Annotated in this window: 13 protein-coding genes; 6 read left to right on the top strand and 7 right to left on the bottom strand. The window is 71.8% G+C overall.

Annotated elements, in window-relative coordinates; all coding sequences use genetic code 11:
• Nucleotide 1: 1 nt before the first annotated feature.
• A complete protein-coding gene (locus VSH64_RS20830) occupies nucleotides 2-412 on the top strand; it encodes a hypothetical protein (RefSeq protein WP_326837306.1) in 411 nt (136 codons plus the stop codon).
• Between the two features lie 10 nt (nucleotides 413-422).
• Complete coding sequence (locus tag VSH64_RS20825) at nucleotides 423-1,550, top strand: hypothetical protein (RefSeq protein ID WP_326837305.1); 1,128 nt, start codon at nucleotides 423-425, stop codon at nucleotides 1,548-1,550.
• Between the two features lie 45 nt (nucleotides 1,551-1,595).
• Here the strand turns inward: VSH64_RS20825 and VSH64_RS20820 are convergent, their stop codons facing one another.
• Complete coding sequence (locus tag VSH64_RS20820) at nucleotides 1,596-2,144, bottom strand: DUF1062 domain-containing protein (RefSeq protein WP_326837304.1); 549 nt, start codon at nucleotides 2,142-2,144, stop codon at nucleotides 1,596-1,598.
• Between the two features lie 202 nt (nucleotides 2,145-2,346).
• On the opposite strand from VSH64_RS20820, the gene VSH64_RS20815 reads away from it, so the two are divergent.
• On the top strand, nucleotides 2,347-2,781 hold the full coding sequence (locus tag VSH64_RS20815) for a VOC family protein (RefSeq protein WP_326837303.1): 435 nt from the start codon (nucleotides 2,347-2,349) through the stop codon (nucleotides 2,779-2,781).
• 21 nt (nucleotides 2,782-2,802) lie between these two features.
• On the opposite strand, the gene VSH64_RS20810 is transcribed toward VSH64_RS20815, so the two are convergent.
• The 6 genes from VSH64_RS20810 to VSH64_RS20785 all read right to left on the bottom strand — a co-directional run bounded on the left by VSH64_RS20810 (nucleotide 2,803) and on the right by VSH64_RS20785 (nucleotide 10,097).
• Entirely contained in the window at nucleotides 2,803-3,591 is a 789-nt protein-coding gene (locus tag VSH64_RS20810; protein ID WP_326837302.1) for an IclR family transcriptional regulator, read from the bottom strand.
• A 90-nt stretch (nucleotides 3,592-3,681) separates the two neighbouring features.
• Nucleotides 3,682-4,650, bottom strand: coding sequence for a CaiB/BaiF CoA transferase family protein (locus tag VSH64_RS20805; RefSeq protein WP_326837301.1), 969 nt, complete (start codon nucleotides 4,648-4,650; stop codon nucleotides 3,682-3,684).
• Nucleotides 4,647-5,666 (bottom strand): alcohol dehydrogenase catalytic domain-containing protein, encoded by a 1,020-nt coding sequence (locus VSH64_RS20800; protein ID WP_326837300.1) that lies wholly within the window; start codon nucleotides 5,664-5,666, stop codon nucleotides 4,647-4,649. The genes VSH64_RS20805 and VSH64_RS20800 overlap by 4 nt, the downstream gene beginning before the upstream one ends.
• A 5-nt stretch (nucleotides 5,667-5,671) precedes the next feature.
• On the bottom strand, nucleotides 5,672-7,036 hold the full coding sequence (locus tag VSH64_RS20795; RefSeq protein ID WP_326837299.1) for an MFS transporter: 1,365 nt from the start codon (nucleotides 7,034-7,036) through the stop codon (nucleotides 5,672-5,674).
• Nucleotides 7,037-7,218: 182 nt separating this feature from the next.
• Nucleotides 7,219-8,526 (bottom strand): aldehyde dehydrogenase family protein, encoded by a 1,308-nt coding sequence (locus tag VSH64_RS20790; RefSeq protein WP_326837298.1) that lies wholly within the window; start codon nucleotides 8,524-8,526, stop codon nucleotides 7,219-7,221.
• 14 nt (nucleotides 8,527-8,540) lie between these two features.
• On the bottom strand, nucleotides 8,541-10,097 hold the full coding sequence (locus VSH64_RS20785; RefSeq protein ID WP_326837297.1) for an APC family permease: 1,557 nt from the start codon (nucleotides 10,095-10,097) through the stop codon (nucleotides 8,541-8,543).
• A gap of 158 nt (nucleotides 10,098-10,255) precedes the next feature.
• On the opposite strand from VSH64_RS20785, the gene VSH64_RS20780 reads away from it, so the two are divergent.
• Genes VSH64_RS20780 through VSH64_RS20770 form a run of 3 tightly spaced genes read left to right on the top strand, consistent with a single transcriptional unit; the run spans nucleotide 10,256 to nucleotide 13,191 of the window.
• Nucleotides 10,256-11,650, top strand: coding sequence for a flavin monoamine oxidase family protein (locus VSH64_RS20780; RefSeq protein WP_326837296.1), 1,395 nt, complete (start codon nucleotides 10,256-10,258; stop codon nucleotides 11,648-11,650).
• 30 nt (nucleotides 11,651-11,680) lie between these two features.
• Nucleotides 11,681-12,541, top strand: coding sequence for a TetR/AcrR family transcriptional regulator (locus tag VSH64_RS20775; RefSeq protein WP_326837295.1), 861 nt, complete (start codon nucleotides 11,681-11,683; stop codon nucleotides 12,539-12,541).
• Between the two features lie 56 nt (nucleotides 12,542-12,597).
• Nucleotides 12,598-13,191 carry a TetR/AcrR family transcriptional regulator gene (locus VSH64_RS20770; protein WP_326837294.1) on the top strand — a complete coding sequence of 198 codons (594 nt, stop codon included), beginning with the start codon at nucleotides 12,598-12,600 and terminating at the stop codon, nucleotides 13,189-13,191.
• The last annotated feature ends 124 nt before the right edge of the window (nucleotides 13,192-13,315 follow it).

Below are 13,315 nucleotides of genomic sequence, written 5' to 3'. Positions count from 1 at the left end.
CGTGCGCCCGACCGTCGATGACCAGCTGCACGGTGCACAGCGCCTGCTGGACGCCGTGGCCGCCGATCCGGAGCTGAGCCGGGACTCGCGTGAGCACCTCGCCAACGTGCGGCGGCTGCTCACGCAGGTCGGCCGGTCGTGGTCGGCGCTGCTGCCGTTCCACACGGCCGACAATCTCACGATGGCGGAGCTGCTCACGCGCTGGGCACCGGCCGGTACCGCGCTGGCCGAGGAGATTTCCCAGGCGACACAGCCCGTCGAGACCGGTTTCGACCCGACGCGGGCCGCCGAGCGCAACGCCGAGCTGAGAGCCCTGCTGTCCCGCGTGATCGCGGATCTGCCCCGCACCGGCGCCGGGCACCGCGAGATCACCGAGTATCTCGTCCGGCGCGTCGAGACCGACCCGAGCTGAGGAGGTGGCGATGAGCGACCTGACCGTGGGCGACGAGCACTTCGCCGAGCAGTTCCCGCTGTCCCCTTTGGACGATTACCTCATCCACCAGACCCCGGACCCGATCCGCGTGATGGCGACCGGCGATCCGCGCGCCTACGAGCGCTATTGGATGATCTGCCACGACCCGGCCGGTGAGGTCATGGTGGCCACCGGCGGCAGTTTCTACCCGAACCTCGACCGTGCCGAGGCTTACGCGATCGTGAACTTCCGCGGCCGGCACACGTCCGTGCGCAGCTTCCGCGACCTCGGCGTGGACCGGGCCGACCTGCGCGTGGGCCCGATCGCGCCGGAGATCATCCGCGGGCTGCGGGAATGGCGTTACGTGCTGGAGCCCAACGAGTGGGGTGTGAGCTACGACCTCACGTTCCGCGACACCACCCGGCAGGTGTTCCGCGAACCGCTGTCCGACTCGGCCCACGGCACGCCGCCGGGCCGGCGCAACGACGTGACGGCCGGCTTCGAGGGCTTCGGCACGGTCGAGGGCTGGGTGGAAGTCGAGGGCACCCGCGTGGAGCTCGGCCCCGGCTCGGCGGGCACCCGCGACCGGCACTGGGGCACGGGCCGCGGCGTCGGCGGTCCCGCGATGTCGCTGGGCGGCCGGCTGCACGTGGGCGTGTCCGGCAACGCGTTCGTGCCGTTCGCCGACTGGACGCTGTGGGGCGACCGCGTGTACTACCCGTTCGGCGACAGCCGGCCCGGCGCCACCCGCGTGGCCAAGCCGACGCGCCGGCTGCGCTTCGACCCCGACACCGACATCTTCGCCGAGGGCATCGTCGAATACCGGCTCGGCTCGGGTGAGGTGAAGGAACTGCACTACGAGCACCTCGGCCACCAGACCGCGTTCCTGCGCTGCGGCATGTACGGCGGTACCCCGGAAAGCGGCATCCACCAGGGTTCCTACGACGGGCCGGCACTGACCGAGGGCGAGACCTACGACCTGGCCGACCCGCGCACCCGCATCGGCCTGCGTGGTCTGGACGAGCACCTGTGCCGCGTCACCTGCGAAGGCGAGACAGTGATCGGCGTGTACCAGACGATCGACCCGGTGGCCTATGAAACGTGCAAGTCCGGCCGGCCGGGCTGGGCGTTTCTGTAGCGGGTCGGGCCGGTCCGGCGTGGTCCGTCGCACCGGCCCGGGAGTTCAGCGCTTCAGCGTGAAGGTGAAGTCGCCGGAGAGCTTGCCGCTCAGGCGCACTCCCGACACGAGTTTCCCGTCCTCCAGCAGGCGTTCGACTTCGGCACGCGGCAGGCCGCAGCCGGCGGCGATGAGGCGCACCGGGCGGATCGGGATCCGCGCGGCGAAGTGCACCGCCACGTCGATCACCTCGCGGTCGCGGTAGTCCGCGCCGCCGGTGTCGAGGCGCCACGCACCGGTCCAGTCGAGTGCGACGCGGTTGCGGTGGCGCACGGCCGGATCCTGCAGCAGCTCGGCGGCGAGGCCGAGATCGTTGTGCTGCAAGCGGTTCAGCAACTCGGGCCGAATGGACCCCACGTTGGTGCGGTCCAGGACCGAGAGCTTCACCGTGTCGCCGCAACCCGTGCAGAGCACGAGCAGCCACGCTTCGAGCAGCTTGTGGTGGGCGTTGACCCGGAACTTCCCGTCGGTCCGGAAGCGCTCGCTCGCGCAGACGTGACACCGACGGAGGACAACAGGCAGGCAGGTGGGTTCGACCACCCAGGTTTCGAGCACGGCAGAACACCGTTTCTGTGAGAAATCCGCAGCAAAAGGCAGCGCGGCGCACAGGGGCGGCCGCGCGCCGGATCAGCGCTCGGGAGGTCTCACAGGGTGTACAACGGTACGTCCTTTGCCTGGGCGACTCGGTCGGCAGCACGCTAATCGCCCTCGCCGCGACGCTCCACCGAATTTCGGGCGAACCGCTAAAGTGGCCCGCATGGGGACGGTCAAGCAAGTGCAAATCACGTTCGACTGTGCGGAACCCGAGCGCGTCGCCCGCTTCTGGTGCGAGGTGCTGGGCTACGTCGTGCCGCCGGCGCCGGAGGGCTTCGCGTCGTGGGCCGACTACGACCGGTCGCTGCCGCCCGAGCAGCGCGGCGCGTCGTTCGCCTGCGGTGACCCGAACGGCGTCGGGCCGCGGCTGTACTTCCAGCGCGTGCCCGAGGGCAAGGTCGTGAAGAACCGGGTGCATCTCGACGTGCGGGCCGGCACCGGGCTCGTCGGGGCCGAACGCGCCGCCACGCTCGAAGCCGAGGGTGCCCGCCTGGTGGCGCTCGGCGCGACCCGCCTGCACCTGCTGGAGGCCGACGAGGAGAACGAGTCGTGCCTGGTGATGCAGGACGTCGAGGGCAACGAGTTCTGCTTGGACTGAGCCGGCCGGAATCCCGCCGGCTCAGGCGCGGCGGCCGCGCCGCGCCAGGTCCGCGCCGCCGCGGCCCAGGTCGGCCTCGATGGCCGCCGCGGCTTCGAACGCCTTGTCCAGCAAAAGTTTCTCGTGCTTCTCGTCGATCTGCGCGAGTGGCACCGAGATGTGGATGGCGGCGGTGATCTCCCCGTACGCGTCGCGGATCGGGAAGCCGTAGCCGACCACGCCGGGAATCGCTTCCTCCCGGCTCACGGAGTAGCCGGCGCGCCGGATCGTGTCCAGCTCGCGTTCGAGGTCGGGCTCTTCGGTGAGGGTGTGGTCGGTCAGCTGCGGCCGCTTTTCGGTGAGCAGCCGCCGGTGCAGCGGCGCGTGGAAGGCCGCGAACAGCTTGCCGACGGCCGTGGCGTGCAGGAACAGCGACTGGCCGAGCCGGATGTCGACCGCGATCGGGCGGGTGCCGGGGAAGCGGTCGATGTAGGACACGCGCGTGCCCAGGCGCACCGCGAGGTACACGTCCTCGCCGGTCGCGCGCGTGAGCTCCTGCAGGGGCCGGCGCGCGACGTCGCGCACCTCCAGCCCGTCGACGATCCGGATGCCGAGGCGCACCGCGCGCGAGCCGAGGGAGTAGCGGAGGTCGTCGGAGACCACGATGACGTCGGTGGCGGCCATGCGCTGCAGCAGGTTGTGGGCACTGCTCGCCGGCATCCCGAGCCGTTTCACGATCTCGGTGAGCGTCATGCCTTCCGGGTGCCCCACGAGCAGCTCGAGCGTGTCGAACACCCGCGAGAACCGCTCCGCCCCTGCGTCGGCTGCCACGCACTCTGCCTTTCGTCGCTGGTCATCCGCCAAAAAGCCTAGCCGATCCCCGGCCGTTCCCGGTGGCGAGACAGCCGGGAGAGCACGTCGTCAGAGCTCTTTCCGGGCCAGGAGGTTCAGCGGCAACGGGGTGTGGCGCGCGGCGGGGCCGTCGTCGCGGTCGCGGGCGCGCAGCTGCGCGCGGGTGGCGGCATCGCTCGACGCGTCGGTGGGGCCCAGCGGCAGGTCGTGCTCGTGGGCCAGGGCGAGCAGCTCCGCGACGGTGTGACGGGCGAACGCGGTTTCCAGCCGCGACCGGATCTCGGCCGCGTGGGCGCGCCGGGCGGCGTAGGTGGCCAACGCGGGATCGGCCGGCCAGCCGAGCGCCCCGCAGAGCCGCGTCCACATGTGGTCTTCGAGCAGCGCGATCGCGACCGAGCCGTCCTTCGCCCGGACGACACCGTAGGTCGCTTCCGGCTCGCTCACGGCGAGGGGCTTGACCGAGGTCCAGGCCGTCGCGACGTCGAGCATCGCCAGGTCGAGGAAGGTGCCGCCGCCGGCGTGCCACGCGGCCGTGATGGCGAGTGCCGCCGTGGTGGCGGTGCCGAGGTCGACCCAGGGCACGCCGATGCGGTCGGATTCCGCGGTGTCGTGCAGGATCCCGGCCATGGCCTGCAGCGACAGGTCATGGGTGGGGTGCCCGGCCAGCGGCCCGGTCTGGCCCATCCCGCTGATCGAGCAGTAGACGACGTCGGGGCGCACCTCGCGCACGGCCTTCTCGTCGCAGCCGAGCCGCGCGGTGACGCCGGGCCGGAACCCCTCGACGAACACCGCGCTCTCCGCAGCCAGCTCCAGCAGCCGGTCGCGGTCGGCCGGCGCCTTCAGGTCGAGGAAAACGCTGCGCTTGCCCGCGTTCACGCGGTCGAACATCGGCGGGTCGAAGCGCCGGGCGGGGTCGCCGGCGGGTGGTTCGACCTTCACCACGTCGGCGCCGAGCGAAGCGAGCAGGAAGGTCGCGTACGGCCCGGGCAGCTGCTGGCTCAGGTCGAGCACGGTCATGCCGTGCAGCGGAGCGGTCACGGCCGCACCACCGCCCGGCCCACGAGCGCACCCGAGTCGAGCGCGGCGTGCGCGGCGGCGACTTCGGCCAGCGGCCACTCCCGCGGTGGCACCGGCGTGACCCGGCCGCTCGCGACGAGGTCCACCACCTCGAGCAGCTCCTGCCGGTCGGCGTGGGCCGAGCCGACGATCTCGAGCTCCTTCACGATCACCAGTCCCAAGTGGACTTCGACGGCCCCGGGATCGGTGTTGCCCACCACCGCCAGCCGCCCGTGCGGCGCCAGCGCGCGCAGGGACAGCGCGAACGTCGGAGTGCCCGTGGTCTCGATCGCGACGTCGACGCCCCGCGGCCGGCCGAGATCCGCCGCGGCCTCGCGGACCCCCGCGGCGCCGGCCGAAACCGGGACCACGGCGTGGGCGCCGGACGCCCGCAACGCCGGTTCGGTGGCGGCCCTGCTCGTCACGGCGATCACCGTGGCGCCCAGAGCGGCGGCGATCCGTACCGTGTGGACGCCGACGCCGCCGCTCGCGCCGGTCACGAGCACGAGGTCGTCGGCTGTGGCCCGGGTGCGGCGCAGCGCGTGCAGGCCGGTGCCGAGGGCGCAGGAGAGGATCGCGCCCGACGCGTCGTCGATGCTGTCGGGCAGCACCACCGCGTTCGCCGGTCCGGCGAGCACGAACTCGGCGTAGCCGCCCGGAAGGTCTTCGCCGTAGAAGCCGGGGCCGCCGCGGCAGGTGTTGGTGTGCCCGGCCCGGCACTCGGCACAAGTGCCACACGGGAAGCGCTGCACGAGAGCCACGCGCTTGCCGAGCCACGAGCGGTCGCCGCTCGGGCCCACGGCCTCGACGCGTCCGGCGATCTCGTGCCCGAGCACCTGCCCCGGTTTCGCGGCGAGCAAACCCTTGCGGGCCAACACATCGTGGCCGCAGATCCCGCAGGCGGCCACACGCACCAGCAGCTGGTCACCGACCGGCTCGGGCACCTCGCGCTCGTGCAGCTCGAACCGGTCGGGTGCCGTGAGCACCGCCGCTCGCATCACGGTTACACGACCTCCGTCACGCCGGCCCGCGCGGCGATCGTGGGGGCCGGACCGGACTTCGTCGCGTCTACGTCGAGCGTGAGGTCGCGTCCGGCCGTTTCCGGCAGCCAGAACAGCAGGATCAGCCCGCACACCAGCGCGACGCCGACCAGCAGGATCCCCGGTGCGTAGCTCAGCCCGGTCGAGACCACCAGTGCCGCGGCGACCAGCGGCGCGAACCCCGACGGCGCGCCGACGCCGAGGTTGAAGCCGAGCGCCCCGCTCGTGAGCCGCGTCGAGGCCGGGAACATCTCGATGAGCACCAGCGAGGTGTTGGCGTTGATCGGCGCCTGGAAGATCGCGAACACGATCAGCGCGACGATCACCACCGGCGTCGAGCCGGTACCCAGCGCCATGAACACCGGGATGCCGAACACGACGTGGCCGAGGCAGCCGAACAGCAGTGTGCGGCGCCGGCCCAGCCGGTCGGACAGCCGGCCCGCGAGCGGGCACAGCCCGCAGTAGATCGCGAGCCCGATCGAGGTCAGGATCGTGGCGCGGGTGCTGCCGACGTGCGCGGTGGCGGTCAGGTAGTTCACCACGTAGGTGCCGAGGAAATACAGGCCCACGCCGCAGATCCAGGAGAACCCGAACGTCACGAAGATCGCCTTGGCCTGGTCGCGGCGCAGCGCGTCCTTGAGCCGGGCGCGCGGGGCGTCGCTCTCGGCGAGCTGCGCGAACACCGGCGTGTCTTCCAGCTTCTGGCGCACGTACAGCCCGACCGCGGCGAGCGGCGCGGCGACGAAGAACGGCACGCGCCAGCCCCAGCTGTCGAGAGCGGCGGCGCTGAGCGAGAGCTGGAACACGAGCGACAGCAAAGCGCCGAAGATGAGCCCGAGCGCCGCGGCCATCGACGGGAAGCTGCCGGGGATGCCGCGTCGGCCGACCGGCGCCGTCTCGATCAGGTACGCCGAGCTCGCACCCCACTCACCGCCGACCGCGAGCCCCTGCAGGCAGCGCAGGAACACCAGCAGCACCGGCGCCGCGAGGCCGATCGTCGCGTAGGAGGGCAGCAGTCCGATCAACGTCGTGGCGACGCCCATCAACGCCACACTCGCCGAAAGGGACACCTTCCGCCCGGCCCGGTCCCCGATGAGCCCGAACACGACGCCGCCGAGTGGGCGCACCGCGAACGCCACGCCGAACACCGCCAGGGACTTCAGCAGCCCCACCGCGCTCGACCCGCCGGGGAAGAACTCGTGCCCGATGGCCACGGCGAGGAACCCGTACACGCCGAAGTCGAAGTACTCCAGGAAGTTCCCGATGATGCACGCGACGGCGACCCGCCGTCTGCCCAGCGCCGTGGTGGCCCGCATCGTTGTCGCCATTGACCCCGAGTCCCTTCGATTCGAAATACCGAAAGATCTTTCTCAAACTCGAATGAGGTGACGGTACTTCGTCCAGGGTCTTGCCACAAGGCTCGCGAAACGGCGACGGCCCCGATCCGGGATCGGGGCCGCCGCGGGTGGTCGTCGGTTCGCGACACCCGGTGACGGGTGCGCGACGGTGGTCAGCTCGCCGTGAAGAACAGGCGGTGGTTCACGAACTCGGTCACGCCGAGCGGACCGAGCTCCCGGCCGAAGCCCGAGCGTTTCACCCCGCCGAACGGGAGGGCGGCCGAGGTCGCGGCGGGGGTGTTCACGTTGACCATGCCGGCGTCGAGCAGGTCGGCGACGCGCGCGGCGCGGGCCGGATCGGTGCTGAACACGGCGGCGCCGAGACCGTAGGCGCTGCGGTTGGCGAGGTCCACGGCTTCCTGGTCGCTCCTGACGCGGTAGACCACCGCGACGGGACCGAACAGCTCTTCGTGAAAGGCGCGCATGTCGTCGGTGACGCCGGTGAGCACCGCGGGGGAGTAGAACGCGCCGGGGCCCAGCACCCCGCCCGCGTGGAGGGTCGCACCGCGCGCGACGGCGTCGTCCACCAGAGCCGCCACGGTTTCCGCCGCGGCGCGCGATGCCAGCGGGCCGGTCGAGCCGGCCTGGGCGGCCAGTTCGGCCAGGGCCGCCACGAACGCGTCGTAGTGCTCGGCCGCCACGATGATGCGCTTGTTGGAGTTGCAGGCCTGGCCGCGGTTGTACAGCCGGGTCGTCCACGCGAGTTCGGCCAGCGCTTCGACGTCGTCGGTGTCCAGGACGATGAACGGGTCCGAACCGCCGAGTTCCAGCACGCACTTCTTCAGGTGCCGGCCGGCCAGCGCGCCCACCGCGGAGCCGGCCCGTTCGGAGCCGGTGAAGGACACGCCCTGCACGCGCGGGTCGGCGATGACCGTCTCGATCTGGGTGTGCGTGGCGAAGAGGTTCACGTACGGCGCGCCGGCCTCGGTGATCAGGCGTTCGAGGATCAGCGCCGAGCGGGGCACGGACTCGGCGGGCTTGAGCACCACGGCGTTGCCGGCCACGAGGTTCGGCGCGGTGAAGCGGGCCACCTGGTAACCCGGGAAGTTCCACGGCATGATGCCGAGCACGGTGCCGATCGGGCGCTTCTGCAGGACCGCGCCCGGCGTCGGCAGCGGTTCGTCGGCCAGCAGCCGCGGGCCTTCGTCGGCGTAGTAGGCGAAGATCTCGCGGCACGACTCGGCTTCTTCGAGACCTTCGGCGTGCGACTTGCCCATTTCCAGCGCCATGGTGGCCGCCAGCTCTTCGGCGTGCTCCGCGAACGCTTGGGCGATCCGGCGCAGCACTGCGGCGCGGTCGGCCACGGAAACCCGCCGCCAGTCGGCGAAGAGCTTGTCCGCGGTGGACAGTCCCGACTGGACCTGCGCGTCGGTCGCCGACGGGAAGACTTCCAGCACTTGCCCGGTGGCCGGTTCGGTCACGGCGTAAGGAGGATTCACCGGGCTGCCCGGACGCGGAAGAAGGCGGGGTAGACCCGGCGGCAGATCAGGAGCACGACCACGCCGAGCACCAGCGATCCGGTGCCGATCACGAACGTGCCGCCGACCTGCGTGCCGCCGAAGGACCAGCTCGTGCCGCTCGAAGCCGGATCCCACGCGTGCACCAGGCTCCAGGCGCCCGCCGCGAGCAGCACGATCCCGCCGATGGCCGGCAACACCGTGCGCAGCCACAGATCCGTGGCGCTCGCCCGCCACTGCGTGCGGTGCGCCCACGCGGAAGTCAGGCCGGTCAGTCCGTAGTAGAACGCGATCATCACGCCGCACGCCGACACCGCGTCGCCGATCACGAGCCCGTGGCCGAGGAAGTTGAGCGCGACGTACACCACCGCGCCGACCACGCCCACCGCGATCGTGCCCACGTGCGGGATGCGGAAGCGCGGGTGCACGCGGGCGAGCGCGCGGGGCAGCGCGCCCTGGTCGGCCATCGACAGCACGGTGCGGCTCAGCGTGAGCACGGTCGTCTCCGTCGACGCGGCCGCGGACGTGAGGACCATCAGGATCAGCAGGTGCCACAGCACCGAGCCGAAGCCGCCGGCGCCGAACACCGCGGTGCCGAAGGCGTAGAACACGTCGCCGGAGTTGTCCGGGTTCATCAGCCCGATGCCGGTGTCGCCGATGCCGGCGAACGACACCGCGGCGAACGTCGCGAGCAGGTACACCGCCAGCAGCAGCAACGTCGAGTAGGTCGCGGAGCGGCCCGGCGTGCGGCGGCGGTCGGCGGTCTCCTCGTTCACGGTGATCGCGGTTTCCCAGCCCCAGTAGATGAAGAGCATGAGCACCACCCCGCTCACGAACGCGCTCGGCGAAGCGCCTTCGAACGGGTTGAGCCAGGAAAGCCGCGGCCGCTGCATCCCTTCCGGCGCCGAACCCGTGTACACGCGCACCAGCGCGACGACCGAGAGCACCAGCAGCATCCCGAACTCGAGGAACAGCAGTGCGCGCTGCACCGCCGCGGCGATTTCGATGCCGCGGTAGCAGATCAGCGTCATCAGGGCGAGCCAGCCGAGGCCGGCCAGCAGCACCCGCGGGTCGGCCGGGTCGGACCCGATGCCGTCGGCGCCGAAGAGCAGGAACACGTACTGGCCGGCGACCTGCGCGAGGCTGCCGACCACGAGCACGAACGACGCGATGATCGCCCAGCCGCCGAGGAACCCGAGGCTGGGGCTGAGCACGCGCGAGGCCCAGGTGAAGATCGTGCCGCAGTCGGGGTCGCGGCGGTTGAGCGCGGCGTAGCCGAAGGACACGAACAGGATCGGGACGAACGCGACCAGCACCACGGCCGGCGCCTGGAACCCGACGTAGCCGACGATGAACGCGAGCGTCGCGGCGAGGCTGTAGGCGGGGGCCGCGGAGGCGACGGCGAGGATCAGGCTGGCGGCCATGCCGAGCGCTCCGGAGCGCAGGCCCTTGTCGGCGTACTCGCCGCCGTCGGCGAGCTCGGTGCGCAGCTCGGCGGCCGTGAGCGCCTGTGGGGATTGCGGCTTTCCGGTCATCGCCACTCCTGTTTCTTCGGGTTCCCAGGTGTTGGCAGCCGAACGCAACGACTGATTGACGAGTCAGCCTGGACGTGGTGCGGGTCACTGTCAAGACTTCGATCGCAACTTTCTGGGGCAGGTTGACCGGTGAGTCAGTGTTGCGTAACAGTGGTGGCGTGACGACACGAGAACGAGCCGCCGGTGATCCGGGTGTGGTGGTCGTGGGTGCCGGGTACGCCGGGCTGACCACCGCGTCGCGGTTGGCCGACGCCGGGGTCGACGTGGTGGTGCTCGAAGCCGGCGACCGCGTGGGCGGCCGCGTGGTGAGTGAGCTGACCGGCTCCGGCGTGCGCGTGGACCACGGCGGGCAGTGGATCGGGCCGACGCAGCGGCGGTTCCACGCGCTCGCCGCCCGTTTCGGCTGCGCGACCTTCCCGACCTGGGAGACCGGCCGGCACGTGGAGGTCTGGCACGACGGCACCGCCGTCGACTACGCCGGCGCCGCACCGGACGACGGACCCGGGATCGCCGAGTACGAACGCGTGACCGCGCTGCTCGACGAACTCGCGTCGAGGGTGGACCTCGACCGGCCCTGGCGCACGCCGCGGTTCGAGGAGTTCGACGCGCGGTCGGCCGAGGAGTTCTTCCGCGCGCAGACTTCGGACGAGGACGCGTTGGTGCGCCTCGCGCTGGCGATCCAGGGCGTCTGGTGCGCCGAACCGCGCGAGATCTCCCTGTTCCACGTGCTGTTCTACCTCGCCTCGGCCGGCGGTTACGAGCAGCTGATGGAAACCCGCGGCTGTGCGCAGGACGCCCGGTTCACCGACGGCGCCGACGCCGTGGCCCGCGCGATGGCCGCGGCGCTGGGCGATCGCGTGCGGCTCGGCGATCCGGTGCGGTCGATCCGCCAGACCGCCGACGGGGTGGAGGTGACCACCGGCCGCACGGTCGTGCGCGCGGCCCGGGTGGTGGTCGCCGTGCCCCCGGCGACGCTCGAGCGCATCACGTTCGACCCGGCGCTCCCGGCCGACCGGCTCGGCTGGGCGCGGCACTCGCCGATGGGCCGTGTCGCGAAGGTGCACGCGGTCTACGACACGCCGTTCTGGCGCGCGCACGGCCGTTCGGGCATCGCGACGCTGTACGGCGAAAGCCCGGTCGGCGTGGTGTTCGACAACTCGCCCGAAGACGCTTCGCGCGGGGTGCTCGTGGCGTTCGTCTACGGCGACCGGCTCGACCGCTGGGCCGCGCTGGACGACGCGGCCCGCCGCGAGGCCGTGGTGTCCGCACTGTCCGAAGTGGCCGGTGCCGAGGCGAAGGAACCCGTCGAGTACTTGGAAAAGATCTGGCCGCACGAGGGTTGGACCGTCGGCGGTTACGAGTGTTTCGTGAAGCCGGGCGGCTGGACGGCCCACGGCCGGGACGGGTGGCGCGCGCCGGCCGGGCGTGTGCACTGGGCGGGCACCGAGACGGCGTCGGTGTGGAACGGCTACATCGACGGCGCGATCTCCTCGGGCGAACGCGCGGCGGGTGAGGTGATCAGCGCGCTCGACGCGGTCGAACAGCGCGGTTGAGGAGGCGTGCCCTGGCATACTGGCCCGGTTATGACCAGTACTGACGAGAGGCCGGACACCGGCGTGCCCGAGCGGGTGCGCGCGGCGATCCGCTCCGCCGGGCTTTCGCAGCGGGAGCTGGCGCACCGGATCGGGATGGATCCCACCGCGCTGTCCAAGGCGTTGCGCGGCACGCGGCGGCTTCGCGAAGAGGAGCTCGCCGCGATCGCCAAGGCGTGCGCGGTGTCCGTGCGGTACCTGGCCTCGGGCACCGGGCCCGCGCCCGTCGCCGCGCCGGACGACGGGCGCCGCGACCGCGCGCGGCCGGTGTCCGCGCAGGAGCGGCGCGACCAGATCCTCGAAGCGGCGACGGTGCTCATCGCCCGCCGCGGTTACCACAACGTGCGCGTGTCGGACATCGCCCACTACTGCGGCACCAGCACCGCGACCGTGCACTACCACTTCCCCAGCAAGGAAGCCACGCTGCACGCCGCGCTGGAGTTCTACGCGCGGCGCTTCCGCGAGCGGCTCGACGACGAGTTCGGCCACGCCAGCTCGGCCCGCGAGAAGCTGCGCCGGCTGATCGACGTGCAGCTGCCCCTGAACCCGGACGACGTCGACGAGTGGTCGGTGTGGATCCAGTTCTGGAACCAGGCCATGCTCGAACCGGGGCTGCGCCCGGCGCAGCGGCGGATCTACTCGAGCTGGCGCGCGCTCGTGGTCGAGCTGCTGCACGAGTGCCGGAGCGAAGGGCTCGCGGCCGGCGCCGACATCGAGGCGCTGGCCGACCGGTTCACCGCGATGGTCGACGGGCTGGCGATCCAGATCCTCGCCGGCTCCACCGATCTCACGCCCGACCGGATGCGGACGTTGCTGCGGCAGGCGTTCGAGCCGCACTTGACCCTCACCTGACGGACCGCACCGACCGAGCCCACCGGAGCTTTCCCGCCGGCAGAACTGGAGCCCCCGTGCCACGCCCGAGCGTCGAGGCGCAGCGCCGCGAACAGATCCTGCGCGCGGCGTGCGAGGTGCTCAGCGACCAGGGGCTGCACGAGTTCCGGCTGGCCGACGTCGCCCGGCGCGCGGGTGTCAGCTCCGGCACCATCCACTACTACTTCGACGGCAAGCGCGCGGTGCTCAGCGCGGCCTTCGAGCACAACTACCGCCTGTCGATCTCACGCCGGCGCGAGCTCACGGCCGAGGGCGGCCGGCCGATGGCGGCGTTGCGGGAGCTCGTCGAGGCGTTCCTGCCGCGCCGGGCCGAGGCGCTCACGGCGTGGCGCGTGTGGGCCGAGCTGTGGGCCGAGGCGATGCGCGACGAGCAGTTCCAGGCCATCAACGAGACGCTCTACGGGCAGTGGCGCCGGCTGGTCACCGACCTGATCGCGCAGGCCCAGGCCGACGGCTCGGCGCGGGCCGGGGATCCGGCCGCGCTGGCGAACATGCTCGTCGCGATGATCGACGGCCTCGCCGTGCAGGTGCTCGCCGGATCGCGGGAGATGACCGCCGACCGGATGCGCCGCACCGTGCTGCAGTTCCTCGACGGGTGCGTCGCGGCCTGAGTTGCGTGTTGCGAAACAACGCGCCGGTCCGTTGCTCCGAACGAGGAGATTCGGCAGCTACTAGCACTGTCGGGTAAGGAAGTCCGCTCGGAAACGGTCTTGTCCGGCGTCGGATCGCAAGGTA

Origin of the sequence: Amycolatopsis rhabdoformis (assembly GCF_035918295.1) — a bacterium.
In the GTDB taxonomy this organism is placed as follows: domain Bacteria; phylum Actinomycetota; class Actinomycetes; order Mycobacteriales; family Pseudonocardiaceae; genus Amycolatopsis; species Amycolatopsis rhabdoformis.
The sequence above is the reverse complement of the archived record's forward strand: the minus strand, read 5'-3'. Positions and strand labels throughout refer to the sequence as shown.